A 23,271-nucleotide genomic window follows, 5' to 3' on the forward strand; every position below is an offset into this window, starting at 1 on the left:
GTCAGGCCGCCTCGCTCTCGGGCTTGGTCTGCAGCCACGCCATGTGCTGGCGCAGGCGGGCACCGGTCTTCTCGATCGGCAGATCGAGATCGGCCGCAAGCATGGCATCGTAATTCTGCTTGCCTGCCTCGTTTTCGGCAATCCAGTCGAACGCGAACTTGCCCGTGCGGATGTCCTTCAGAACTTCACGCATGCGCTCCCGAGTCTCGGCGTTGATCACCCGCGGACCAGAGACGAAATCGCCGTATTTGGCGGTTTCGGAGATGAACTGGTGCATCTTGGCGATGCCGCCCTCGTAGAGCAGATCGACGATCAGCTTGAGCTCGTGCAGGCACTCGAAATAGGCGACTTCGGGCTTGTAGCCGGCCTCGACCAGCACTTCGAAACCCGAATTGACGAGCTCGCTGACGCCGCCGCAGAGCACGGCCTGCTCACCGAACAGATCGGTTTCGGTCTCTTCGGGGAAGGTGGTCTCAATCGCGCCGGCGAGCGTGCCACCGATGCCTGACGCATAAGCCAGGGCCTTGGCGCGCGCAGTGCCGGACGAATCCTGCTGGACGGCGAACAGACACGGCACGCCGCGGCCGATTTCGAACTCGCGGCGGACGAGATCGCCCGGGCCCTTGGGCGCCACCAGAACTACGTCGATGTCGCGGCGCGGGACGATCTCGCCGTAGTGAACCGAGAAGCCATGGGCGACGAGCAAGGCATCGCCGGGCGCCAGATTCGGCGCGATGTCCTTCGCATAGACTTCGCGGTGCGCCATGTCGGGAGTCAGCAACGCCACCAGCGAGGCTTCCTTGGCGGCCTCCGCCGGCGACACGACCCGGAAGCCGTCGCTGCGCGCGCGGCGCTCGGCACCGCCGCCGGCACGGGCGCCGACGACCACGTCGAAGCCGCTGTCGCGCAGGTTGCGGGCGTGGCTACGTCCCTGGCTGCCATAGCCGATGACGGCGATGGTGCCGGTCAATGCGGACCGGTCTGCGTCCGTCTCGGTATAGATGGTTGTCACTTGGATTCTCCTTCGTGGCGCAAAAGAAAACCCCCGCTCCGGCCGGGGAGCGGGGGTTCTGGTTTCCGGTCTGTCCTGACCTTTTACTCAGAGCCTGCGGCCGCTCCCCGATGTCCGGTAATAAGTACGAGGGTAAGAAGGGGCGAGCGGACAGCGCCGAGCGCCTCCGTCATCTCATTCTCGATCAGCACGCGATACGGCTGCACGATTCGCCCTTTTCACCCTGAAAGACCCTTTGGGATCCCGTTAAGCACATCCTTGCTGCATTATGGGATCCAAATCAACCCGGATTCGTGTTTTGATGTGTCATTCTGCTCTTTCCTGACACCGACCCGTCCCCAAGCAGAAAATGATTGTATCCCAAACAAGACGTCAAGCGGCGGCTTGCGCTTCCCCATCCAGAGCGAGCACCAGCGCCCCTAGCTGCGCCGGCACCGACCGCTTTCGCGCCGGGCGGCCCAGAATGGCGGCCAAGGCCGGCGGCGGCGGAATCTCGGCACCGATCACGGGCTCGATCGCCTCGGCGAACTTGTACGGATGGGCCGTCGCCGCCGCGATCCATGTCCGCTCCGCCTGCTCCGCGGCGGGAAGGCGCGCCCACGCCTCGACCGCCGTCGCGGAGTGCGGGCACCAGACATAGCCGCTCTCTTCATATTCCGACTTCATCCGAGCCCGGATGGTCTCGTCGTCGACGAGGTCCACCCGCGCCTCGGCCTGCTCCGGCGAGAGTGCCGCGAGACGCTCGAAGTTGCTGGGCGCCCCGACATCCATGGCGTTGGCCAGCGTCGTGATCGACGGTCGCGGTGCATAGTCGCCGCTGCGATGCCAATCGATCAGCGTGCGATTGGCGTTGGTGACGAGAATGATCGGCCCGATCGGCAGACCGAGCGCGCGGGCATAAAGGGCGGCGAAACCGTGGCCGAGATTGCCGGTGGGGATGACGAAACCCGGCTTCACCCCGGTCTCGGCGAACAGCCGTAGCGCTGCGTGGCCGACATAGGCCATTTGCGGCAGCAGGCGGCCGATATTGATCGAATTGGCCGAGGTCAGACGATGGCGATCCGACAGGAGACGGTCTGCGAAGGCCGCTTTCACCACCCGTTGACAATCGTCGAAGTCACCGTCGACTTCCAGCGCCTGGACGGGATCGTCCCAGCAGGTGAGCTGCAATTCCTGGAACGGCGACACCCGACCCTTCGGGTAGAGGATCACGGCACGCACCGCGGAGCGGCCCTCCGCCGCGCAGCCGACGGCACCGCCGGTATCGCCCGACGTCGCGGCGAGCACGGTCAGCGGATCCGCCGAATCGCCGATACGATCGAAGCAGGCCATCAGAAAGCGCGCGCCGAAATCCTTGAACGCGCCGGTCGGGCCATGAAAGAGTTCCAGTGCCCGGAGGTCCGGACGCCGGGGATCCGGCGTGACGATCGGGACCGCAAAGTCGAACGCCTCGGCGCAGATCTTCGGCAGCTCCGCCGCCAGCGGATCTTCGTCGAAGAAAGGTGCCAGCATCCGGCCTGCGAACTCGGCCAACGGCATCGCCGCATCGAGCGTCGACAGATCGGCCACCGGGATCGCGTCCGGCAGATAGAGGCCGCCGTCCGGAGCGGCGCCGTTGCGAATGGCCTGGCTGAGCGAGACGGCCGCAGCCTTGCCCCGTGTACTGACGAACTGCATGATTTTACGCCACTTCCTCGCTGATCCGTTCGACTCGTGCGCCCTCCGACGCGACCGCGGCCCGATAGGCCCGGGCGGCAATGCCGGCCTCGACGAACGTCCAGCTCATCGCGTCCTCGACGGCATCGGCTTCGCCTTCCAGTGCCCAGGCGAAGACCGAGGGGCCCGAGCCGGAGAAGGAACAGCCGAGCGCTCCGGCCGCGAGCGCGGCGCGCTTCACGGCGGGCAACACCGGCAGCAGGTGCTGCCGCTGCGGCTCGACCAGCACATCTTCCAGACCCGCGCGGATCAGGCCGAGATCGCCCGACGCGCAGCCTGCGGCGAACGCTGCGACCCGGCGGCTATGCTCGACGACCGTCGCCATCGGCACCTCCTTGCGCAAAATGCCCCGCGCCATCCGGGTTTCCACCTTCACGGACGGATGGAGGACGACCGAGACGATGCCCTTTGGCACCGGCAGGCGCTGGACCAGCGGCGGATGCTCGCTGGCGGCGAGAACGAGCCCGCCGAGCAGGCTCGCCATGACATTGTCCCAATGCGGCGGATCGGACGCGATACGCTCCCCTTCCAGCGCATAAGGCAGCAATTCCTCGACGCTGAACGGCTGGCCGAGCAAGGCGTTGGCGGCCGCGGCGCCGGCGACCGCCGACGCTGCGGAGCCGCCCATCCCCGCGGCGAGCGGCACGCCCTTGTCGATCGAGAGCCGCATCCCGAACGGAGCGCCGACCGCGTCGAGCACCGCCTGCGCCGCAGCGAGGGCTGTGTTGTCGGCCGGGTTGTCGGGCAGAGTGGAGACCAGACCGGAGACGGCGCCGAGGCGGACGCCGGGTGCGTCCTCGCGCACCGCGGTGACGGTATCGCGCGCGGCGTCGAACGCCTGGCCGAGGATATCGAAGCCGACGCCGACATTGCCGATGCTGGCTGGTGCGCTGGCGGAAGCCTGAAGCATGTTCAATCCTTTCAGGCGAGGAGCTTCAGCGGCGCCGATTGCGCCGCTGGGGAGACGCGGCCGAGCAGCGCCCGCTGCGCGTCCATCATGTCTGCGAACACCGCCGTCGCGGTCGGCCATCTGCCGGCTCCCTTGCCGTACACTTCGTGTACCTTGCCGCGTGCATCGGTGACGAGGAAGCGATTTTCCTCGTTGCGCGCGCCGGCGAGCGGGTGGGCTGCGGGCAATGCGACGACGCGGACCTCGGCTTCGATGCGGCCATCCTCCAGCAGCCGGCAGCGACCGACCTGCTTCAGCACTTCGCCGCGGGCGAGGGCAGCCTGGGCCGCTTCGGGAGTGACGTCGCGCAGGCTCTGCTTGGCGATTCGATCCGGCAGCAGCGCAACTCCGAAGGCTTCGCGGATCAGCACGGAAAGCTTGTCGGCGGCATCGTGGCTGTCGACGTCCGCGGCAGGATCGGCCTCGGCATAACCAAGCTCCTGCGCCTGGCGAACGGCGTCGTCGAAACTCCAGCCTTCGGCGAGGCGGCTCAGCAGATAATTGCAGGTGCCGTTCATGACTCCTTCGATCGCGACGACGTCGCCGTCGAGCCGCGCAAGGGTCTCCAGGATCGGAGCGCCGCCGCCGACCGCGGCCGAATAGCGGATCGCGCCGCCGCCCGCCTCGGCGCAGGCATGGAGCGAATCATAATGCTTGGCGACCGCGGCCTTGTTCGCGGTCACCACCTGGGCACCGTCGTGAAGCGCGGCCAGCATCAGCTCGGCCGGATGATCGGCGCCGCCGAGCAATTCCACGACGAGATCAGGCTTGCCGGCGAGCGCCTCGGAAAGCTGGGCGGTGTAGCGCCCCGGCTCGCCATATTTAGCGGGCCGGCGGACCAGCACCGGATTGACTTCGAACAGATCGGGCAGGGACTGCAGGTAGCCGAGTACGCCTGCGCCAACCGCGCCGCAGCCGAGCAGTGCGACGCGCAGCCGCTCGGGCTTGGGCGGGCAGGATTTGAGCGCGGGAAGATGGGCGATCGTGGTCGCTTCGGCCGATCCGAGCGCGGCCACCTCGATCAGCACGTCTTCCAATTCGGCGGCACGGATCGCCTTCGGCTGAATCAAACCCGAGCTCGCCTCGGCAGCTTCGGCATAGCTCATCTGGGAGAAACGCTGGGCACCCGGGTTCTTGGCCGGATCTTCCGCATAGACGCCATCGACATCCTTGATCAGGCGCACACGGTGGGCATCGAGACGCGCAGCGAAAAAGACGGCGCTGAGATCGGTCCCGCCGCGTCCAAGGGTGACCACGCCATGCTCGGCATGCTGCGCGGTAAAGCCGGGAACGACGACGACTTCGTGTGCCTCCAGCTTCGCCCAGACCGCCGCCGAGTCGAGGCCGACGAGGTTCGAATCGAGCGGAGCGCCTTCGGCCACGAGGCCCATCTCGTCCGGATCCATCGTGCAGGCGCGGACACCGACCTTGCTGAGCGCAAGCGCCATCAACGCAGCGGAATGAAGTTCGCCGACGCGGGCCAGCCGCGCCACCAGACCATCCGGTGCCGCGCCGCCGACGCGCTCGGCCTGCTCGAGCAGCGAATCGGTCTGCCCCGCGAGGGCCGAGACCACCGCCACCACCTTCTCGCCATCGCGCACATGCCGGTAAATCTCGAGCGCCACCGCCGGATAATCGGCTTCGGTGCCGAGCACCGAGCTGCCGAATTTCAGGACGCAGAGGCGTGTCGCGCCGGCTTTGTCGTCATTGGCCATGGGAAGTTCGCTTTCTGGTGATGGTAGGCAAAAAAAGACCCGCTCGCCTGAGGGGAGAGCGGGTCGGTGAAACCTGGTTGTGAAACCGCGTCAGCCGCTCGCCCCCCGGGCCGGGGTGGTGATGGTGCTAATAATCATCATCGTGACGACGACCGAGCGCATGTCGGCGTCGGCGCCCGAGGCGCAGCGATCGATCGGCATGGCGTGACGAAGGCGCACGAGGTGATTCCTAAACTTGGGATCCCAAAAATGCCGTGATCCACACCAAAGGTCAACAGGAAATCGACACCCCACACCTAATCGGGGCGTTGCACGGGCCCTTTGGGATACAAACGAGCCGAGACCTCTGGTCACGGCCGTGTCTGGCCGGTGCCGCGGACGCAATATTTGAACGTCGTTAGCTGTTCGGGGCCGACCGGGCCGCGGGCGTGGAGCTTGCCGGTCGCGATCCCGATCTCCGCGCCGAAGCCGAACTCGCCGCCGTCGGCAAACTGGGTCGACGCGTTCCAGATCACGATCGCGCTGTCGACCGTGTCGAGAAAATGCTCGGCCGCGGCCGCATCCTCGGCGACGATCGCCTCGGTATGTCCGGTGCCGTAGCGGGCGATGTGCGCGACCGCGGCGTCAAGTCCGTCGACGACTCGGATCGAAAGGATCGGCGCCAGATATTCGGTGCTCCAATCCGCCTCGTTTGCGGCCGTCATGGGAACCAGGGCATGCGCTTCGGCATCGCCGCGCAATTCGCATCCCTCGAGCGCCTGCGCGATTTGGGGCAACAGACTCGCGGCGACGCTCCGGTCGATCAGCAGCGTTTCCGTGGAGCCGCAGACCGAGACTCGGCGCATCTTGGCATTGGCGACGATCGCCGCGGCCTTGGCCGGGTCCGCCGACTGGTGGACATAGGTGTGACAGATGCCCTCGAGATGGCCGAGCGTCGGCACCCGGGCCTCGCGGCTGACCCGCTCGACCAGGGCTTTGCCGCCGCGCGGAATGATCAGATCGATCGCGCCCGCCAGCCCTTCGAGCATCATCCCGACCGCGGCACGATCGGCGGTCGGCACGATCTGGACTGCGCCTGCGGGCAAACCCGATTCGGCGAGACCCTCCGCAAGGGCGAGGTGGATGGCGCGGGCGCTTCGCAACGCTTCCGAACCGGACCGCAGGATGATCGCATTGCCGGAGCGAAGGCAGATTGCGGCGGCGTCGGCGGTGACGTTGGGCCGGCTTTCGTAGATCATGCCGATCACGCCGATCGGAGTTCGCACCCGGGCGATGTCGAGGCCGTTCGGCCGCTGCCATCGGGCGATCTCGGCGCCGACCGGATCTGGGAGCGCGGCAACTTCCTCGATCGCGACGGCGATCCCTTCCAGTCGCGCCTCGTCGAGGCGCAGCCGGTCGACCATTCCGCTGGCTGCGGCAACATCCTTCGCATTGGCAGCGAGGATGGCCGCCGCATGGGTGCGGACGCGGCGCGCCATCCCACGGATCGCGGCCGACCGGACGTCGGCCGACAGGGTGCGCAGCACCGACGCGGCGCTCCGCGCCTCGCGGCCCATATTCTCCATCTCGGTCCGCATCACATCAGCACCAGATCGTCGCGGTGAATGATCTCGTCGGGGCCCGCATAGCCCAGGCGATCGGCGATCAGCGTGCTGACGTAGCCCTGCACCGCACCGGCCTCCGCCGACGTGTAGGCGGTGAGGCCGCGGGCGACCTCCCGCCCGTCGGGATCGAGCACGCGCAGACAGACGCCGCGCTCGAACTCGCCGTCGACCCGGCGGACGCCCGCGGGGAGCAGGCTTTTGCCGCCGAGCAAGGCGCGCACCGCGCCCGCATCGATGACGAGAGCGCCGGCCGGAGTGAGCGTGCCGGCGATCCACTGCTTGTAGGCGCCGGCGGGAGAGCCACAGGCTGCGATCACGGTGGCGCGGGCTCCGTCGCCGAGCGCACGGAGCGGGTGCGGATCCTGACCCTTGGCGATGATTGTCGCACAGCCGACGCCGCGGGCGATCCGCGCGGCGGCGATCTTGGTGCGCATGCCGCCGGTGCCGACTCCGGCACTGCCGGCACCGCCGGCGAAGCCCTCTATCCTGGCGTCGATCTCCTCGACCAGAGGCAGGTGCTCGGCGGCCGGATCGCGGCTCGGATCGGCGGTGTAGAGGCCATCGACGTCGGACAACAGGATCAGCACGTCGCTGCGCACCATCTGAGCGACCCGTGCTGACAGCCGATCGTTGTCGCCGTACCGCAATTCCTCTGTCGCGACGCTGTCATTCTCGTTGACCACCGGCAGCGCGCCTTCGGCCAGCAGCACTTCGATCGTGGCGCGCGCATTCAGCCAGCGGCGCCGCGACTCGGTATCTTCGACGGTGAGCAGCAATTGCGCCGTCGGGATCCCGGCTTCGCCCATGGCCTCGTCCCAGGCGGCCATCAGCCGCGGCTGGCCCGCAGCGGCGGCGGCCTGCTTGATGTCGAGCCGGGCAGAGCGTTTGAGGCCAAGCTTGCCGCGGCCAAGCGCCACGGCCCCGGAGGAGACCACGACCAACTGCTTGCCGCCGTTTCGCAGAGCGGCGAGGTCCGCACCAAGGGTGCGCAGCCAGGCGCGGCGCACGTCTTCCCTACCCGAGTCGATCAACAGCGACGATCCGACCTTGACCGTGATTCGCCGCGCATCCGCAATCAGGCGGGTGGCATCCAAGGGCTTGGAAAGGGTCTGCGCGCTCATACGCGCGATTATGCGACCGCATTCGAGCGGCACAACGCAAATTGTATCCCATGTTGCGGCGGGCGACCTTCCCTCCTAGCAAGGGGCGTCACAAAGCCGCACATGGCAACAGATTTGGGAGAGCGCGTGGAAAGTCCGGTAGCGCAGCGAATTCGTGAGCTGATCGTGGAAGGCACGATCGCACCTGGAACCCGGGTCGCAGAAGCCGCGCTGGCCGAACGTCTGGGCGTGTCGCGCACGCCGGTGCGCAACGCTCTGCCCGCGCTGGCAATGGAGGGGCTGCTCGAGCCGGCCGGAAAGCGCGGCTGGGCGGTGCGGGGCTTCAGCGTCGAGGACAGCTTCCGGGCCACCGAGATACGTTGCCTGCTCGAAGGCTATGCGGCGCGCGAACTCGCCGCTCGCCCAGACCGCGGTCCGATCGTCAGCGAGCTTCGCGACTGCCTGGCGGAAGGCGACGACATCTTCCGCAAGGGCTACGTCGTGAAGGAAGACGAGAGCGCCTACGGGATCATGAACCGCCGCTTTCACGACACGATCAATGCCGGCGCCCAGGATTCGCTGCTGATCGACCTCATCCATCGGGTTTACGCGGTGCCGTTCGTCGCGCCGGCGGTGGTGGCGTTCAACCGGGTCCCGCTGGAGCAGATCTTCCCGATCCTCGTCTCCGGCCACCACCAGCACCACGCCATCGTCGACGCCATCGATTCGGGGCAGCCGGACGTCGCCGAGACGCTGATGCGCGGCCATTCCAGCCCGGCGCGGCGCAGTCTCGGCCTCGACAACCTGCCGGAATCCGGACCGCTGCCGTCTTGACCTGTTAACCTGTTCGGCCGTAAGAGGCGGCCATCGGAAGCCTTCGGGCCTCCGTGCATCAAGAGTGGGCCGTGACGGCCCACGCCAACCTGCCCTCCCGGGCAAGGTGGCGGTCCCAGGTTTTTCGGGGACGATGCGGCCGAGCCGGCAACGAAGCGGGTCTCCAAGCCACATCTCCCGAGCGCAAGGTAAGGAAGATGGATCTGACTCTCGAACGCGCCCCCACCGAGACCACAAGGCCGCGCCTCGGTCTTGCTTTCGGCGCGCGCCCCGCAACGACGCTGGCAACCGAAGTGGCGCAGGCGGCGACCGCAAGGCCTTCCGAGCCGGTCTTTCTGGATGTTGAGGTTCCCCTTCCAACGACACTGGCGGCGTTCGGCCGGTGGACTCGTGCGACGGCGACCGGCAACCCGGAAGGGCAGACGATCGTCGTTCTCGGCGGGATCTCCGGCAACCGCTTCGTCGCCCGCAACCCCGACGGTGCGCCGGGCTGGTGGCCGGGCCTGGTCGGCGACGGTCGCGCGGTCGATCCTGCCCGCCATTATATCGTCGGCCTCGATTTCGCCGGCGATGCGACCGGCCGCGCCGCGCCGACAACCGAGGAGCAGGCGCAGGTGGTCGTCGCCGCGCTGGACCGGCTCGGCCGCACGCGCGCCGACACGATCATCGGCGCCTCTTATGGCGGCATGGTGGCCCTCGCCTTGGCACAGCGTTTTCCGGAGCGGGTAGGGAAGCTGGTGATAATTTCCGCGGGTGGCGAGCCGCATCCGGCATCGACCGCCAATCGCGAGCTGCAGCGCCGCGTGGTCGCGCTCGGGCTGGAGAGCGGCAAGGGCGACGAGGCGCTGGCAATCGCGCGCGGGATGGCGATGCTCACCTACCGCACCCCGGACGAATTCGCCGAACGCTTCGCCGGCGGCATCGGCGGCTGTTGTCCGCAGACCGCCTCCGCGCCCGGCGCCTATCTGCGCGCCCGCGGCCGCGATTTCCTCGCGGTGATGTCGCCGGAACGATTCCTCAGCCTTTCCGCCTCGATCGATCGCCACTGCGTCGATCCTGCCAAGATCGATTGTCCCGTTCTGCTGATCGGTGCCGAGACCGACCAGCTCGTCACGCCGGCGCAGATCCGCAGCCTTGCCGAACGTCTGGCCGGACCGGTCGAACTCCACTTGCTGCCCTGCCTCTACGGCCACGACATGTTCCTCAAGGACGCGGAGAGTGTCGGCCGGATCGCGTCGTCCTTCCTGGCCGCCTGACGATGACACAACAGCGCAAGCCCGCCACCATCGTCGCTGCCGCGCGCACCGATCGCGACCCCGCATTCGCCAGCGTTGCGCCGCCGATCTGGTCGTCGGACACCTATCGGTGGGAGGATGCCGACACCAAGCCCGGCTATGATTATTCCCGCACGGTCAGCCCCAATCGCGATCTTCTGGTCGAAGCGCTCGCCGAGCTGGAGGGCGCCGCCGGCGGCGTGATCACCGGCAGCGGCCAATCGGCCTGCCTGCTCGCTTTCCTGCTGTTGCCCGCCGGCGCTCATGTCCTCGCGCCGCACGATTGCTATGGCGGCACCTACCGGCTGATCAAGGGCCTGGAGGACCAGGGCAAGCTTCGTGCGACCTTCGTCGACATGCTCGATGCGGCCGCGTTCGAGCGCGCGCTGAAAGGTGGCGCCGATCTCGTCTGGATCGAAACGCCGAGCAATCCGCTGCTGCGGATCACCGACATCGCGGCGCGCGCCGCCGCCGCCAAGCAGGCCGGCGCGCTGGTGGCCGCCGACAACACGCTACTGACGCCGCTGCGGCAGAAGCCGCTCGCGCTCGGCTGCGACCTCGTCATGCATTCGACCACCAAGGCGCTGAACGGCCACTCGGATCTGTTCGGCGGCGCGCTGCTGGCGCGCGACCCGGCGCTGATCGAGCAGATGCAATGGTGGTCCAACGCCGCCGGCCTCAACGGCTCGGCATTCGACTCGTCCCAGATCCTGCGCGGGCTGCGCACGCTGCCGCTGCGCGTCCGCCAACAGGAAGAGAGCGCGACCCGAATCGCGTCGTGGCTATCCGAACAGCCGCAGGTGCAGGCGGTGAACTTCCCAGGGCTGGACAGCCACGAGGGCGCGGCGCTTGCCGCGCGCCAGCAAAGCGGCCCGGGCTTCATGATCAGCGTCCGGGTGAAGGGCGACGCCTCGCGCTTTCTCGCCGCGCTCGATCTGATCACCCTTGCGTCCTCGCTCGGCGGCTTCGCCACCCTGATCTGCAAGCCCGCGACGATGACGCACCGCGGCATGCCGCCGGAAGCGCAAGCGGAGGCCGGCATCCACCCGGATCTGCTGCGCATTTCGGTGGGCCTCGAGGATGCCGACGATCTCATCGCCGATCTCGCACGGGGTCTCGCCGCGCTCTAACCGCTGTCCGATCCAGTTGTGAGCGTTCTCAAATGATGATTGTGAACGCTCACAATCTGTGTCACATCGTGGATCGACGAGGCTCCTCCCCAATGAGCTTCGCGTCCTGGAGCCGGCAAAGCCTTTTGCCGGCTTCCTTTTTTGTCCTGTCGCAGCCTGCATCGCGGGGCTAGGCTGCCAGGTGTGGGGCAACAGCACATCGCCATAAAGGAGTCCGGATCGCAACCGGCCGCAGCGGGCCGCAGGGCACCGACGGCTTTCATGCTGCTCTACGCGCTGGCCTATACCGGCCTGTTCGTCGCCTTCATCCCGTTCTTCAGTCTGTTGCTGCCGGTCAAGGTCGAGGCGGTGTCCGCCGCCGATCGTGTCGCCCTGCTCAGCCGCATCACCCTGGCGGGGGCACTGGCGGCGAGCATCTCCAACATCCTGTTCGGCGCGCTCAGCGACCACACCTATCGGCGGCGGCGGACCCGCCGGCCGTGGGTGCTTGCCGGCCTCGTGATGCTACTCGGCGCCTATGCCGTCGTGCACCTTGCCAGCAACGGCCTGGCGCTGGTCGGCGGTGTCGTCGCCCTGCAGATTGCGCTTAACGCCATGTTCGCGCCGGTGGTGGCGATCATGGCCGACGAGGTGCCCGACGATCGCAAGGGCGTAATGGCGGGCCTGCTCGGCATCGCTCAGCCGGCGGCAACCCTCGTCGGCGTCGGCGTGACCATCGACGCCGTACGCGGCGAAGCGGCGCAGTTCGCGCTCGTCTGCCTGGCGACGAGCCTTCTCTTCCTGCCCTTTCTGCTGTTCGCGCGGGAAGGGGCGGACCCGGTGCCGCCGACGCCGCAGGCCGATGGCGGCCGCTTTCAGCGCCTCGACCTCGCTTTGGCCTGGGCGGGCAAGCTCGCCGTGCAGGTCGCCGGCACCGCCGTCGTCACCTATTTCTTCTTCTACACCAGCGACCTTCTGCGCGGCGAAGGCGGCCCCCAGGTCCGCGCCCGTACCATCGCCTGGATCATGGCGGCTGCAACCTTCGCCGCGATCCCGCTCGCGCTCGGCTGCGGCCGACTTTCCGACCGCATCGGTCGCCGCAAGCCGCTGCTCGCCTTCGCCGCCGCCGGCATGGTCGCCGGCCTGCTGTTGATGGCCAGTGCCGATCATTGGCTGCAGGCGGCAGCCGGCTACTGCACCTTCGCGGCCACCTATGCGGTGTTCATCGCGCTCCACGCCGCCTTCACCATGCAGCTCCTGCCGTCCCCCGAACATCGCGGCCGCGATCTCGGCATCTTCAATCTCACCAACACTCTGCCGAACGTCGCCGGGCCGTTGCTTGCCCTGTTGCTGGTCGACGGCGCTTCGACCTTCCCGATCCTGTGGGCGGCGGCGGCCCTGCTGTGCGCCCTTGGCGGGGCGCTGCTGATGCTGGTGCGCGGACAGAAATAAGCGCGACGACCAACGCCACGACATGTTCGCGGGCGGGCGATCCCGCACCTTCCCCCATCGGCCCATACGCGCTAAGGGCCGCGCCAACCGCGCCGGGCCGCGTCCTGCTCTCCGGCGCAAAGTACCACTTTGCGACGAGGCACTTATGACCGCTGTCGGCCACGACACTCTCCAGACCCGCACGACCCTGAACGTCGGGGGCAAGGATTACGCTTATTACTCGCTGAGCAAGGCGGCGGCGCAGCTCGGCGACGTCTCGCGCCTGCCCTTCTCGATGAAGGTGCTGCTCGAGAACCTGCTGCGCTTCGAGGATGGCGTGACGGTCAGCCGCGACGACGTCCAGGCGCTGGTCGACTGGCAGAAGGAGCGCTCGTCGACTCGCGAGATCCAATATCGCCCGGCGCGCGTGCTGATGCAGGATTTCACCGGCGTGCCGGCGGTCGTCGACCTCGCCGCGATGCGCGACGGCATCGCCAAGCTCGGCGGCAACCCTGAGCTGATCAACCCGCTCGTGCCCGTCCATCTCGTCATCGATCACTCGGTGATGGTCGACGAATTCGGCACGCCCAAGGCGTTCGAGCAGAACGTCGCGCTGGAATATCAGCGCAACATGGAGCGCTACCAGTTCCTGAAATGGGGCTCGTCGGCGTTCAACAACTTCAAGGTGGTGCCGCCGGGAACCGGCATTTGCCACCAGGTGAACCTGGAATATATCGCCCGCTCGGTGTGGACGTCCGCCGATCAGAGCGGCGCCGAAGTCGCCTATCCAGACACGCTCGTCGGCACCGACAGCCACACGACGATGGTCAACGGCCTCGGTGTGCTCGGCTGGGGCGTGGGCGGCATCGAGGCCGAGGCCGCGATGCTGGGGCAGCCGGTGTCGATGCTGATCCCGGAAGTGGTCGGCTTCCACCTTTCCGGATCGCTCAAGGAAGGCATCACCGCCACCGATCTGGTGCTCACCGTCACCCAGATGCTCCGTAAGAAGGGCGTGGTCGGCCGCTTCGTCGAGTTCTACGGCCCCGGCGTGTCGGAGCTGTCGGTCGCCGACCGCGCGACCATCGCCAACATGGCGCCGGAATATGGCGCGACCTGCGGCTTCTTCCCGGTCGACCACAAGACGCTCGACTACATGCGCCTGACCGGCCGTTCGGAAGAGACGATCGCCCTGGTCGAAGCCTATTCCAAGGCCCAGGGCCTGTGGCTCGATCCATCGGTGGAGCCGGTCTTCACCGACACGCTCGGCCTCGACATGGCCAGCGTCGAGCCCTCCCTCGCCGGTCCGAAACGGCCGCAGGACAAGGTCGTCCTGTCCAAGGTCGACGAGGAGTTCATCGCCAACTTCACCAAGGAGTTCGGCCATGATTCGACCGAGCTCGGCCAGCGTTTCCCGAGCGGCGGCCACGATCTCGGCCATGGCGACGTCGTCATCGCCGCGATCACCAGCTGCACCAACACCTCGAACCCCGCCGTGCTGGTCGCCGCCGGCCTGGTCGCCCGCAAGGCGCGCGAGAAGGGTCTGGAGCGCAAGCCTTGGGTGAAGAGTTCGCTGGCGCCCGGATCCCAGGTGGTCACCGACTATCTCGTCGCCGCCGGCCTGCAGGAAGATCTCGATGCGATCGGCTTCAACCTGACGGGTTACGGCTGCACCACCTGCATCGGCAATTCGGGACCCTTGCCCGAGCATATCTCCAAGGCGATCAACGAGAATGATCTCGTCGCCGCCTCGGTGCTCTCGGGCAACCGCAATTTCGAAGGCCGCGTGTCGCCCGACGTACGCGCCAACTTCCTGGCGTCGCCGCCGCTGGTCGTCGCCTATGCCCTGAAGGGCACGGTGACGTCCGACATGATCGACCAGCCGATCGGCACCGGCAAGGACGGAAGCGACGTGTTCCTGAAGGACATCTGGCCGAGCAACGCCGAAGTTCGCGACCTGATGGACCGCTACGTCACCGGCGACATGTTCCGCAGCCGCTATGCCGACGTCTACAAGGGCGATGCGCGGTGGAGCGCGATCCCGGTCACCGGCGGTGAGACCTATGCCTGGTCGGCCGGTTCGACCTACATCCAGAACCCGCCTTATTTCGAAGGCATGTCGATGACTCCGACGCCGCCGGGCGACATCGTCGGCGCGCGGCCGCTCGCCATCTTCGGCGATTCGATCACCACCGATCATATCTCGCCAGCAGGCGCGATCAAGGCGGACAGCCCCGGCGGCCGCTATCTGACCGAGCACCAGGTGTCGCGTGCCGACTTCAACAGCTATGGCGCCCGTCGCGGCAATCACGAAGTGATGATGCGCGGCACCTTCGCCAACATCCGAATCAAGAACCGGATGACCCCGGGGATCGAAGGCGGCGTCACCAAGCACATCCCGACCGGCGAGGTGATGGCGATCTACGATGCGGCGATGCGCTACAAGGAGGCGGGCACGCCTCTGGTCGTCATCGCCGGCAAGGAATATGGCACGGGCTCGTCACGCGACTGGGCGGCGAAGGGCACAAACCTCCTCGGCGTCCGCGCCGTGATCGCCGAAACCTATGAGCGCATCCACCGCTCGAACCTGGTCGGCATGGGTGTACTGCCGCTGCAATTCGTCGGCGAGGTGCCGACCTTCGACGGCAGCGAGATGTTCAGCGTCACCAACATCGGCGACCTGAAGCCGCGCCAAGAGGTCGAGGTCGTGGTCAGCAAGGCGGACGGCTCCTCCTTCACCTTCACCGCCCGCTGCCGGATCGACACCCTGAACGAGCTCGAATATTTCAAGCATGGCGGCATCCTGCACTACGTGCTCCGCCAGCTCGCGCGAGGGAAGGCCGCCTGAGCGGCATCGAGCTGCTCGTCGAAGCCGCCGGCTGGGCCGGCGCGCTGACCATATTGGCCGCTTATCTGCTCCTGTCGATGGGGCGGATGAGCGGCCAATCCGCTTCGTACCAGGCGATGAACGTGGTCGGCGCCGCCGGCTTCATCGTCAACGGCTGGTGGCACGGCGCGCTGCCGTCGGCGACCTTGAACGTCATTTGGATGCTGATCGGCGCGATCGCGCTGGCGCGCATCGTCCGGAAGCGCCGGGCGCCGTCGGCAAGGCCCGCTGCCGACTAAGCGGCGGCGACGCGCGCCTGCCAGAGCGCAAGAGCCGGAACCACCCCAAGCTCCATCGCCAGGCCGAAGAGGTGACCCGGACTCGGACTTCCCATCGTCACCAGCGCGAACAAGCGCGCCAGCCCGCCGCAGACGACGACGAGCGTGAGGCCGCGGAACAGTGTGCCTTTCGCCTCGATGCGGGGAATGCAGGCGGCGAAGCCGAGACCGATGCCGAACAGCAGCCCCGACAGATAGCGGAAGTGGCTGTCGAGATCGACCGACGGCACCCCGGCGCTCTTCACCATGGCGACGCTGGCGATCACCCCTGCACCGCCGGCGGCGAAGGGCACCAGGCAGGCCAGCGCGACGGCGCATTGCAGCAGGCGGCGCTCGTTCATTGTCTTCCTTTCATGCCGGATCGACGGCGGAACGGCCACGCCGCCGCAGCGGATCCACGATCCTGGAGCGAAACGACCGGAACCGCCGCGATGAGCGAAGGTTGACGGGTGAAAGCCTGCAAGGAGCGCATCATGAGCAAGAACCAGCACAACCCCGATTCGACCGACCGGCCGCTCAACCAGAACAATCAGATGTCCGACGATCCGGGCGACGGCAGCCGCGAGAGCTTCACGCTCGGCAAGGACGGCAGCAGCCCGGCCGAGAAGACGCCTTCGAAGGATCGTCAGGACCAGTCGACGATCGAGGCCTTCGGAGAGGAAGGCGCCGGCGTCGCGCCGAAGGAGTAAGGGCATGAGCGGCACCGAAACCGTCGACATGATCCACGAGGACGGCCTGCCCGGCCACGAAAGCGAGATGGACGACAAGCCCGAATGGGCGCCGCGCTATCCGGGCTCGGGCCGGCTCGCGGGCAAGGTCGCTCTGATTACCGGCGCCGACAGCGGCATCGGCCGCGCCGTCGCCGCTCTGTTCGCCCGTGAAGGCGCCGATGTCGCCATCCTCTATCTGTGCGAGCATGACGACGCGGCCGAGACCAGGCGGATCGTCGAGAGCGAAGGACGCAGGGCGATCGCCATCGCCGGCGATGTCGGCGACAAGGATTTCTGCGACCGCGCCGTGGCCGAGGCGGTGGAGAAGCTCGGTCGGCTGGACATCCTCGTCAACAATGCCGCCGAGCAGCATCCCGACAAGGACATACGCGACATCACCGAGGAACAGCTGAAGCGGACTTTCCAGACCAACATCTTCGGCTATTTCTTCATGGTCCAGGCGGCGCGACCACATCTGAAACGCGGATCGGCGATCATCAACTGCACCTCCGTCACCATGTATCAGGGCTCGAAGGAGCTGCTCGATTATTCCGCGACCAAGGGTGCAATCACCGCATTCACGCGATCCTTGTCCGAGAATCTGATCGAGGACGGGATCCGCGTCAACGCAGTCGCGCCGGGACCGATCTGGACACCGCTCAACCCGTCGGGGGGCGCCAGTCCCGACAAATTGGAGACGTTCGGGGAGGATACGCCGATGGGCCGGCCGGGCCAGCCCAACGAGGTCGCGCCGAGCTTCCTGTTCCTCGCCTGCGAGGATGCAAGCTACATGTCGGGGCAGGTTCTCCACCCCAATGGAGGAACGATCGTCAACGGCTGACGGAGCCCAGGACGGAGCGGACGGGGCGGATTTGCTCGGTCCGTTCGCGCCGCTTCTGGACGGCGCCGATAATTGTTATGCTGGTCGTCAGAACAAGGACAGGGGATGACGATGGCGCGTGTTATCGGAGGCGTGGTCCTGGGACTGATCGCCGCATTCGTGGCGATCTGGTCGGTGGAGATGGTCAACCACCTCATCTACCCGTTGCCGCGCGATATCCGGGTCGACGACCCGAGAGGCCTTGGCGCGTACGTCAGCGCGATGTCGATCGGCGCGCAATTGTTCGTGGCCGGCGGCTGGCTGGCCGGGGCGTTCGTCGGAGGATGGGTCGCAGGCGTGATCAGCCGTCGCAACTGGACGATCTGGCTGATCGCGATCCTGATCCTGATCGCCGGGGTCGCCAACATTCTCTACGTCACCCATCCGCCGTTCCTGAAGATCGCCTCGGTGATCGCGCCCTTGATCGGAGGATTGCTCGCCGCTTTGCTGCTGCGCCGTTGCCCCTCGGCGGGGATGGGAGCGCCGGCATGAACCGCTACCGCAGCTTCGCCGAATTCTGGCCCTTTTACCTGCGCGAGCATTCGCGGCCGGCGACCCGCGCGCTGCATTATGCCGGGACGACGCTCGTCATTCTGCTGGCCGCGGGCGCGATCGCGAGCGGCGATGCGCGGTTGATGATCGCGCTTCCGATCGCAGGCTACGGCTTCGCCTGGGCGAGCCACGCTGCCGTCGAGCATAATCGTCCGGCGACGTTCAAATATCCTTTGTGGTCGCTTGCCGCCGACTTCCGGATGTTCTTCCTCTGGCTGACGGGCCGGATCGGGCGCGAATTGCAGGACGCCGGCGTTGGCCAGAACCGTCATCCGGGCCGACCGGATGCCGGTTAAGGATCCCGGGGTCGAGCGGGCGCTCGCCAAGCTACGGGCCCGCGACGTTCTCTCTCCGGAGGAAGAGCGGGTCTTCGTCGAGTCGATCGCGGAAACTCGCGAAATCGCGGCGCACCGGCAGATCGTCCGCGCGGGCACGACGCTGACCCATTCCATTCTGCTGCTCGACGGTTTCGCCTGCCGGTACAAGGATCTTGCCGATGGCGAGCGCCAGATCCAGGAGTTGCACATTGCGGGAGACTATGTCGACCTGCACGGCTTCCTGCTGAAGACGCTGGATCACAATGTCGGGGCGCTCAGCGACGTGCGCATCGCCCTGGTGCCGCACGACGCGCTGCGCGCGATCACCGAGCAGCAACCGCATCTGGCCCGCTTGCTGTGGTTTTCGACCCTGCTCGACGCCGCCATTCAGCGCGAGCGCATTCTCTCGATCGGCCGCCGCAACTCCCTGGCGCGGATCGCCCACCTGATCTGCGAGACCTTCCTCAGGATGAAGGTCGCAGGCCTTGCCGGACCGGATCGCTATCCGCTGCCGATCACCCAGACCGACATCGCCGATGCCTGCGGGCTGACCGCGGTGCACGTCAATCGCATGCTCCGCCGGCTGCGCGACGACGGCCTGATGACGTTCCGCGCCGGGGAAGTGGTGATCCACGACTGGGATGGCCTGGTGCATCTGGCCGAGTTCGACCCGACCTACCTCCATCTGGACCGGCGCCCCCGCTAACCGACTCCGGAAACCGGTTCAGAGATTGAGGACCTCGAACGGAACGCGCGCGATCATGCGCTCGGCGAGCATGGCCCGGTGGCAGACCGGCGCATCCTTCTCAAAGCAGAGCAAGGCGGCGCGCTGTGCCTCTGCCGCAGCAAGCGCCTGCACCAGGGCGATCTCAGCCTCCGGCGTTTCGAGCTGATCGGCGTAGATTGCCCGCATCTCGGCGGTGCGCCCGGCGCGCGCCGCCTGGCGCCCTGCGGCGGGCGTGCCGAGCGGCCGGAGATGGAGATAGTCGATTCCGCGTTCGCGCAAGGCGTTGGAGAGCGCGGTTTTCGAGAAGCCCGGCCGCCGCGACGCCGCGACGGCGCGGACGTCGATCAGAAGGTCGACCTTCGCAGCCTGAAGCTCGCCGAGAAATTCGTCGACGGTCTTGCCTTCATAGCCGATGGTGAAGAGCGGGCGCATCGCCCCCACCTTCAATCGAAGATCTCTTCGAGCCAGCTCTTGCGGCGCTTATAGGGTTTCTGATGGCCGTATCCGTGGCCGTAGCCCTGATGCGGCTGTCCCCAGGGAGCCTGCGACGGCGGCTGCTGGGGCGGATATTGCGGAGAGCTCTGTTGCGGGGCCGAGGGAGGTGCCGGTGTGGCGGCGCCGCTCCGCTCGATGATCTTGTCGAGCTCGCCGCGATCGAGCCACACGCCGCGGCAGTTCGGACAATAATCGATTTCGATACTCTGCCGCTCGCTCATCACCAGCGGCGTGCCGTCGACGGGACAGGCCATCGGTCCGGATCGGGTCACCATATCGCTCTCCTTATCGTCTGAACCCCGACCTAGGTACGAGGCCGGGCGATCGCAACGGCTGCATATCCGGACAGGTCCGGCGCGACCGGCCGGAATCGGACACCAAGGCTTGGTGATTCTCACCGTTCGTTGGGATTGCAGTTCGGGCAGTCGAGCGATCCCGATCCAGGAATTGGCTGTTTTCCGCCGTTTCTGCGACTTGGCACGCGGTCTGCAATGACGTTTGCATGCACCGACGATCCCCGGCGGTGCCCAACAGGAGACAGACAATGACCTTCGAGCTTTCCGATCTTCAGCGCTTCGCAGTCTCGGCTTTCGGCGCCCTCTTCGTCGCTTCGCTGTTCATCTCGGCCGCCGCCGGTCCGCTTGTCGGCTGATCCGCTCCCTTCCCCACTCTCTCAAAGGACGACTGACATGACCTTCGCTCTCTCCGACCTGCAGCGTGTCGCAATCTCCGCATTCGGCGCGCTCTTCGCGGCCTCGCTCTTCATTTCCGCCGCTGCCGGCCCCGTCGGCCAGCTGATCTGATCCACCCCTTTCAAAGGAGCTACTGCCATGACCTTCGATTTCTCCAGCTTTCAGCGTGTCGCGGTCTCCGCCCTCGCGGCGCTGTTCACCGCTTCGGTCTTCATCTCCGCCGCCGGCTCCGCCGGTCCGCTGGCCTGACCTTCACACCTTCAATCCTTCAACGACGGATCACTGCAATGTCCACCTTCACCCTCGACACGAACAACGGCAAGATGATGGGTGTCTGCGCCGGCATCGCCCGGCTGACCGGAACCGACGTCACCATCATCCGCCTGATCGCCGTGGCCGCGACCCTGGTCGTCAGCGGCGTGACCATCCCGCTCTACCTGATCGCCGGTCTGATCGCCCCCAAGGCTTGATCGCCGCGATCGCCCACCCCAGGAGACAGACGATGGACGTGATCTACCGCGCCTGGATGAAACGCCTCCAACTCTTCCTCGCCAATCCGGCTGCCGGCACCCGCCGCGCCGCGGCGAACCGGACCCAGCCGAACGGCTGAGCGTCGGGCGCCAAGCGGCTTGCGGGACGCACCGGTTTCGCAGAAGATACCGCAATGCGTGCCACCCTTCCTCTTCTCGCCCTCTTCATCCTCTCGGCCTGTGCAAGCACCGGCATCCCGCGCATCGGGATGGGTGATTTCACCGCGCTCGACGTCAACGGCGCCCCGGTGACCGGCGGAAAGCCGCTCACCCTGCGTCTCGACAAGGACGGTCAGGCAAGCGGCCATGGCGGGTGCAACAGCTTCAGCACGCGCTTCGAACTCGCTTCCGGTGAACGCATCAGCTTCGGGCCGATTGCCAGCACCCGCATGGCCTGCGAACCCGCAGTGATGGAGCAGGAAAGCCGCTACTTCGCGATCCTCGATGCGGCCGAAAGCTACAGCGTCTACGGATCCGGCAGCGTCTCGATCATCGCACCAGACGGTCGCGCCATTCGGTTCCGGCGCTGATCGCGGCGTCATGGCCGCAGCCGGCAAACCTTTCTACCGAACGCTCTACTTCCAGGTCCTGATCGGGATCGCCCTCGGTATCCTCACCGGCTGGCTGTTCCCCGCCTTCGGCCAGGCGCTGAAGCCGCTGGGCGACGGCTTCATCAAGCTGGTGAAGATGATCATCTCGCCGGTGATCTTTCTCACCGTCGTCACCGGCATCGCCGGAATGTCCGATCTCAAGGCGTTCGGCCGGGTCGGCGCCAAGGCGATGGCATATTTCCTGACCTTTTCGACGCTTGCGCTCGCGGTCGGGCTGATCGTCGGCAACATCGCCCAGCCGGGTGCCGGGCTGAACATCGATCCGACGACGCTCGATCCGCATTCGGTCGCCACCTATGTCGGCAAGGCCAGGGAGCAGAGCGTCACCGGCTTCGTGCTCCATATCATTCCCGACACCGTCGTCAGCGCCTTCACCTCGGGCGAGATCCTGCAGGTGCTGTTTGTCGCGATCCTGTTCGGGATCGCGCTTGCCATGATCGGGGAACGCGGCGAGCGATTCCTCGTGACCTTGAAGACGATCACGGCGGTCGTGTTTCGGATGGTTCACATCGTCATGTACGCGGCGCCGATCGGTGCGTTCGGGGCGATGGCGTTCACGATCGGCACCTACGGGATCGGCACCCTCGCCAACCTGGCCGGGCTGATCGCGACCTTCTATCTGACGTCCCTGTTGTTCGTCGTGGCGGTGCTCGGGCTCGTCGCCCGCTTCGCCGGATTCTCGCTGTTCGGCCTGATACGCTACATCAAGGACGAGTTGTTGCTGGTGCTCGGCACGTCCTCCTCGGAAAGCGCGATGCCGCTGCTGATGGAGAAGCTGGAACGGGCCGGTTGCCCCAAGCCGATCGTCGGCCTGGTCGTGCCGACCGGTTATTCGTTCAACCTCGATGGCACCAACATCTACATGTCGCTGGCAACTTTGTTCATCGCCCAGGCCACCAACACCCATTTGAGCTTCGGAGAGCAGATGCTGCTGATGGCAGTCGCGATCTTGTCGTCCAAGGGTGCCGCCGGCGTAACCGGATCGGGCTTCATCGTGCTCGCCGCAACCCTGTCGGTGGTTCCTTCGGTGCCGGTCGCGGGCATGGCGCTGATCCTCGGCGTCGACCGCTTCATGAGCGAATGCCGGGCGCTCACCAATTTCGTGGGCAACGCGGTGGCGACGATCGTGGTCGCGCGCTGGGAAGGCGCGGTCGACCTCGCCCGCCTGCGCGCGGCCTTCGCAGGGGCGGGCGGCGACCTGACCGAGTCGGAGAGCGACGCCCTGCAGATCGAAGGCCGGAGTGACGTCGAGACCTGATCAACGCTGCGTGATCGGCAGGTGCTCGCGGCGGATCCGGATCGAACGCATCGCCAGCCGGACCTCCCACAGAAAAAGGCACAGGCCGATGATCAGGAACAGCATCGCCAGGATGAACAAGACGGCAACGGCGGTGCCGAACTTGATCGCCGCCAGATCGGCGACGAACAGCAGGGCGACGACCAGGCAGACGAAGAGCGCGCTGGCGGTGCAGGCGCTGATCGCGTGATTGACCACGTGCATCCGCCGATCGAGCAGGACGAGCTCGTTGGACGCGCGAACCCGTTGATCCTCGTCGAAGCCCTTGAAGTCTGCCTCCAGGGCGCGCGCGCGATCGACCACGCGGGCAAGACGCTGCGCGAGGACGTTGAGGATCGCGCCGACACCGGCCAGCAGGAATACCGGCGCGATCGCCAGCTGGATGAGGTGCGCGATCTGCGAGACGTTGCCGGTATATTCCATGTGCTCGGAGTGAAGCGGATCGGCAGGAGAAGATCAAGCCGGACCAAGCTGCGGTGCGGCTTGCCCCCGCGCCGATCCCTCGTCAGGATGGCGGAGGCGCCGCCAGGGGGAGACACGGAGCGGATGAAGAT

Annotated in this window: 25 protein-coding genes and 1 riboswitch; of the genes, 14 read left to right on the plus strand and 11 right to left on the minus strand. The window is 66.7% G+C overall.

Going from position 1 to position 23,271, the window contains the following annotated elements:
- Window position 1: 1 nt before the first annotated feature.
- The 7 genes from ilvC to proB all read right to left on the minus strand — a co-directional run bounded on the left by ilvC (window position 2) and on the right by proB (window position 8,117).
- Window positions 2-1,012: a ketol-acid reductoisomerase gene (gene ilvC, locus ETR14_RS10270; protein ID WP_129384517.1), complete on the minus strand. Its 1,011-nt coding sequence runs from the start codon at window positions 1,010-1,012 to the stop codon at window positions 2-4.
- 372 nt (window positions 1,013-1,384) lie between these two features.
- On the minus strand, window positions 1,385-2,689 hold the full coding sequence (gene thrC, locus ETR14_RS10275; protein ID WP_129384518.1) for a threonine synthase: 1,305 nt from the start codon (window positions 2,687-2,689) through the stop codon (window positions 1,385-1,387).
- A 4-nt stretch (window positions 2,690-2,693) separates the two neighbouring features.
- Window positions 2,694-3,638, minus strand: coding sequence for a homoserine kinase (locus ETR14_RS10280; RefSeq protein ID WP_129384519.1), 945 nt, complete (start codon window positions 3,636-3,638; stop codon window positions 2,694-2,696).
- Between the two features lie 11 nt (window positions 3,639-3,649).
- The gene (locus ETR14_RS10285) at window positions 3,650-5,392 is read right to left on the minus strand and encodes a homoserine dehydrogenase (protein ID WP_129384520.1); all 1,743 of its coding nucleotides are present in this window, start codon (window positions 5,390-5,392) and stop codon (window positions 3,650-3,652) included.
- Window positions 5,393-5,482: 90 nt separating this feature from the next.
- Complete coding sequence (locus tag ETR14_RS29535) at window positions 5,483-5,611, minus strand: hypothetical protein (protein WP_256370201.1); 129 nt, start codon at window positions 5,609-5,611, stop codon at window positions 5,483-5,485.
- Between the two features lie 131 nt (window positions 5,612-5,742).
- Window positions 5,743-6,969 carry a glutamate-5-semialdehyde dehydrogenase gene (locus ETR14_RS10290; RefSeq protein WP_206186016.1) on the minus strand — a complete coding sequence of 409 codons (1,227 nt, stop codon included), beginning with the start codon at window positions 6,967-6,969 and terminating at the stop codon, window positions 5,743-5,745.
- Window positions 6,969-8,117, minus strand: coding sequence for a glutamate 5-kinase (gene proB, locus ETR14_RS10295; RefSeq protein ID WP_129384521.1), 1,149 nt, complete (start codon window positions 8,115-8,117; stop codon window positions 6,969-6,971). Before proB ends, ETR14_RS10290 begins: the two co-directional genes overlap by 1 nt.
- A gap of 126 nt (window positions 8,118-8,243) precedes the next feature.
- Here proB and ETR14_RS10300 point away from each other — a divergent pair, with 126 nt between their 5' ends.
- From ETR14_RS10300 to ETR14_RS10325, 6 genes are all read left to right on the plus strand, one after another.
- Window positions 8,244-8,930, plus strand: coding sequence for a GntR family transcriptional regulator (locus tag ETR14_RS10300; RefSeq protein ID WP_165356401.1), 687 nt, complete (start codon window positions 8,244-8,246; stop codon window positions 8,928-8,930).
- A 50-nt stretch (window positions 8,931-8,980) separates the two neighbouring features.
- Window positions 8,981-9,095: riboswitch (SAM-I-IV-variant riboswitch) on the plus strand.
- Window positions 9,096-9,127: 32 nt separating this feature from the next.
- Window positions 9,128-10,186: an alpha/beta fold hydrolase gene (locus ETR14_RS10305; protein WP_129384523.1), complete on the plus strand. Its 1,059-nt coding sequence runs from the start codon at window positions 9,128-9,130 to the stop codon at window positions 10,184-10,186.
- 2 nt (window positions 10,187-10,188) lie between these two features.
- Window positions 10,189-11,334, plus strand: a complete 1,146-nt coding sequence (locus ETR14_RS10310; RefSeq protein ID WP_129384524.1) for a PLP-dependent aspartate aminotransferase family protein — start codon at window positions 10,189-10,191, stop codon at window positions 11,332-11,334.
- 261 nt (window positions 11,335-11,595) lie between these two features.
- Window positions 11,596-12,765: an MFS transporter gene (locus ETR14_RS10315; protein WP_129384525.1), complete on the plus strand. Its 1,170-nt coding sequence runs from the start codon at window positions 11,596-11,598 to the stop codon at window positions 12,763-12,765.
- Window positions 12,766-12,910: 145 nt separating this feature from the next.
- Window positions 12,911-15,589 carry an aconitate hydratase AcnA gene (gene acnA / locus ETR14_RS10320; protein WP_129384526.1) on the plus strand — a complete coding sequence of 893 codons (2,679 nt, stop codon included), beginning with the start codon at window positions 12,911-12,913 and terminating at the stop codon, window positions 15,587-15,589.
- Window positions 15,590-15,642: 53 nt separating this feature from the next.
- Complete coding sequence (locus ETR14_RS10325; protein ID WP_371416781.1) at window positions 15,643-15,867, plus strand: hypothetical protein; 225 nt, start codon at window positions 15,643-15,645, stop codon at window positions 15,865-15,867.
- On the opposite strand, the gene ETR14_RS10330 is transcribed toward ETR14_RS10325, so the two are convergent.
- Window positions 15,864-16,247 (minus strand): DUF4345 domain-containing protein, encoded by a 384-nt coding sequence (locus tag ETR14_RS10330; protein WP_129384528.1) that lies wholly within the window; start codon window positions 16,245-16,247, stop codon window positions 15,864-15,866. The two genes, ETR14_RS10325 and ETR14_RS10330, sit on opposite strands and share 4 nt — an antisense overlap.
- A gap of 132 nt (window positions 16,248-16,379) precedes the next feature.
- Here ETR14_RS10330 and ETR14_RS10335 point away from each other — a divergent pair, with 132 nt between their 5' ends.
- The 5 genes from ETR14_RS10335 (at window position 16,380) to ETR14_RS10355 (ending at window position 19,071) form a co-directional block, all read left to right on the plus strand.
- Window positions 16,380-16,595 carry a hypothetical protein gene (locus ETR14_RS10335; protein WP_129384529.1) on the plus strand — a complete coding sequence of 72 codons (216 nt, stop codon included), beginning with the start codon at window positions 16,380-16,382 and terminating at the stop codon, window positions 16,593-16,595.
- Between the two features lie 4 nt (window positions 16,596-16,599).
- A complete protein-coding gene (locus tag ETR14_RS10340) occupies window positions 16,600-17,457 on the plus strand; it encodes an SDR family oxidoreductase (RefSeq protein WP_129384530.1) in 858 nt (285 codons plus the stop codon).
- Window positions 17,458-17,562: 105 nt separating this feature from the next.
- Window positions 17,563-17,988, plus strand: coding sequence for a hypothetical protein (locus ETR14_RS10345; RefSeq protein ID WP_129384531.1), 426 nt, complete (start codon window positions 17,563-17,565; stop codon window positions 17,986-17,988).
- A complete protein-coding gene (locus ETR14_RS10350; protein WP_129384532.1) occupies window positions 17,985-18,344 on the plus strand; it encodes a DUF962 domain-containing protein in 360 nt (119 codons plus the stop codon). The genes ETR14_RS10345 and ETR14_RS10350 overlap by 4 nt, the downstream gene beginning before the upstream one ends.
- Window positions 18,304-19,071: a Crp/Fnr family transcriptional regulator gene (locus ETR14_RS10355; protein ID WP_243455851.1), complete on the plus strand. Its 768-nt coding sequence runs from the start codon at window positions 18,304-18,306 to the stop codon at window positions 19,069-19,071. Before ETR14_RS10350 ends, ETR14_RS10355 begins: the two co-directional genes overlap by 41 nt.
- A gap of 18 nt (window positions 19,072-19,089) precedes the next feature.
- Here ETR14_RS10355 and ETR14_RS10360 read toward each other — a convergent pair whose 3' ends face one another.
- Window positions 19,090-19,524, minus strand: coding sequence for a DUF488 family protein (locus ETR14_RS10360; protein ID WP_129384533.1), 435 nt, complete (start codon window positions 19,522-19,524; stop codon window positions 19,090-19,092).
- A gap of 11 nt (window positions 19,525-19,535) precedes the next feature.
- Window positions 19,536-19,862, minus strand: a complete 327-nt coding sequence (locus ETR14_RS10365) for a zf-TFIIB domain-containing protein (protein WP_206186017.1) — start codon at window positions 19,860-19,862, stop codon at window positions 19,536-19,538.
- Between the two features lie 704 nt (window positions 19,863-20,566).
- Here ETR14_RS10365 and ETR14_RS10370 point away from each other — a divergent pair.
- From ETR14_RS10370 to ETR14_RS10380, 3 genes are all read left to right on the plus strand, one after another.
- A complete protein-coding gene (locus ETR14_RS10370; RefSeq protein WP_129384534.1) occupies window positions 20,567-20,749 on the plus strand; it encodes a PspC domain-containing protein in 183 nt (60 codons plus the stop codon).
- Window positions 20,750-20,943: 194 nt separating this feature from the next.
- Window positions 20,944-21,339 (plus strand): META domain-containing protein, encoded by a 396-nt coding sequence (locus tag ETR14_RS10375; protein ID WP_129384535.1) that lies wholly within the window; start codon window positions 20,944-20,946, stop codon window positions 21,337-21,339.
- Window positions 21,340-21,349: 10 nt separating this feature from the next.
- Window positions 21,350-22,678: a dicarboxylate/amino acid:cation symporter gene (locus tag ETR14_RS10380; protein ID WP_129384536.1), complete on the plus strand. Its 1,329-nt coding sequence runs from the start codon at window positions 21,350-21,352 to the stop codon at window positions 22,676-22,678.
- Here the strand turns inward: ETR14_RS10380 and ETR14_RS10385 are convergent, their stop codons facing one another.
- On the minus strand, window positions 22,679-23,140 hold the full coding sequence (locus tag ETR14_RS10385; RefSeq protein ID WP_129384537.1) for a DUF2721 domain-containing protein: 462 nt from the start codon (window positions 23,138-23,140) through the stop codon (window positions 22,679-22,681). It lies immediately after the preceding gene.
- Window positions 23,141-23,271: the final 131 nt, after the last annotated feature.

It is taken from the genome of Sphingosinicella sp. BN140058, assembly GCF_004135585.1.
In the GTDB taxonomy this organism is placed as follows: Bacteria; Pseudomonadota; Alphaproteobacteria; order Sphingomonadales; family Sphingomonadaceae; genus Allosphingosinicella.

Coding starts and splice junctions, on each gene's coding strand:
- ETR14_RS10310 (WP_129384524.1), top strand. CDS start 10,189: ATGACACAACAGCGCAAGCCCGCCACCATCGTCGCTGCCGCGCGCACC.
- ETR14_RS10370 (WP_129384534.1), top strand. CDS start 20,567: ATGTCCACCTTCACCCTCGACACGAACAACGGCAAGATGATGGGTGTC.
- ETR14_RS10335 (WP_129384529.1), top strand. CDS start 16,380: ATGAGCAAGAACCAGCACAACCCCGATTCGACCGACCGGCCGCTCAAC.
- ETR14_RS10375 (WP_129384535.1), top strand. CDS start 20,944: ATGCGTGCCACCCTTCCTCTTCTCGCCCTCTTCATCCTCTCGGCCTGT.
- ETR14_RS10340 (WP_129384530.1), top strand. CDS start 16,600: ATGAGCGGCACCGAAACCGTCGACATGATCCACGAGGACGGCCTGCCC.
- ETR14_RS10305 (WP_129384523.1), top strand. CDS start 9,128: ATGGATCTGACTCTCGAACGCGCCCCCACCGAGACCACAAGGCCGCGC.
- ETR14_RS10330 (WP_129384528.1), bottom strand. CDS start 16,247: ATGAACGAGCGCCGCCTGCTGCAATGCGCCGTCGCGCTGGCCTGCCTG.
- thrC (WP_129384518.1), bottom strand. CDS start 2,689: ATGCAGTTCGTCAGTACACGGGGCAAGGCTGCGGCCGTCTCGCTCAGC.
- acnA (WP_129384526.1), top strand. CDS start 12,911: ATGACCGCTGTCGGCCACGACACTCTCCAGACCCGCACGACCCTGAAC.
- ETR14_RS10385 (WP_129384537.1), bottom strand. CDS start 23,140: ATGGAATATACCGGCAACGTCTCGCAGATCGCGCACCTCATCCAGCTG.
- ETR14_RS10365 (WP_206186017.1), bottom strand. CDS start 19,862: ATGGTGACCCGATCCGGACCGATGGCCTGTCCCGTCGACGGCACGCCG.
- ETR14_RS10315 (WP_129384525.1), top strand. CDS start 11,596: ATGCTGCTCTACGCGCTGGCCTATACCGGCCTGTTCGTCGCCTTCATC.
- ETR14_RS10345 (WP_129384531.1), top strand. CDS start 17,563: ATGACGATGGCGCGTGTTATCGGAGGCGTGGTCCTGGGACTGATCGCC.
- ETR14_RS10350 (WP_129384532.1), top strand. CDS start 17,985: ATGAACCGCTACCGCAGCTTCGCCGAATTCTGGCCCTTTTACCTGCGC.
- ETR14_RS10285 (WP_129384520.1), bottom strand. CDS start 5,392: ATGGCCAATGACGACAAAGCCGGCGCGACACGCCTCTGCGTCCTGAAA.
- proB (WP_129384521.1), bottom strand. CDS start 8,117: ATGAGCGCGCAGACCCTTTCCAAGCCCTTGGATGCCACCCGCCTGATT.
- ETR14_RS10380 (WP_129384536.1), top strand. CDS start 21,350: ATGGCCGCAGCCGGCAAACCTTTCTACCGAACGCTCTACTTCCAGGTC.
- ETR14_RS10290 (WP_206186016.1), bottom strand. CDS start 6,969: ATGCGGACCGAGATGGAGAATATGGGCCGCGAGGCGCGGAGCGCCGCG.
- ETR14_RS10280 (WP_129384519.1), bottom strand. CDS start 3,638: ATGCTTCAGGCTTCCGCCAGCGCACCAGCCAGCATCGGCAATGTCGGC.
- ETR14_RS10360 (WP_129384533.1), bottom strand. CDS start 19,524: ATGCGCCCGCTCTTCACCATCGGCTATGAAGGCAAGACCGTCGACGAA.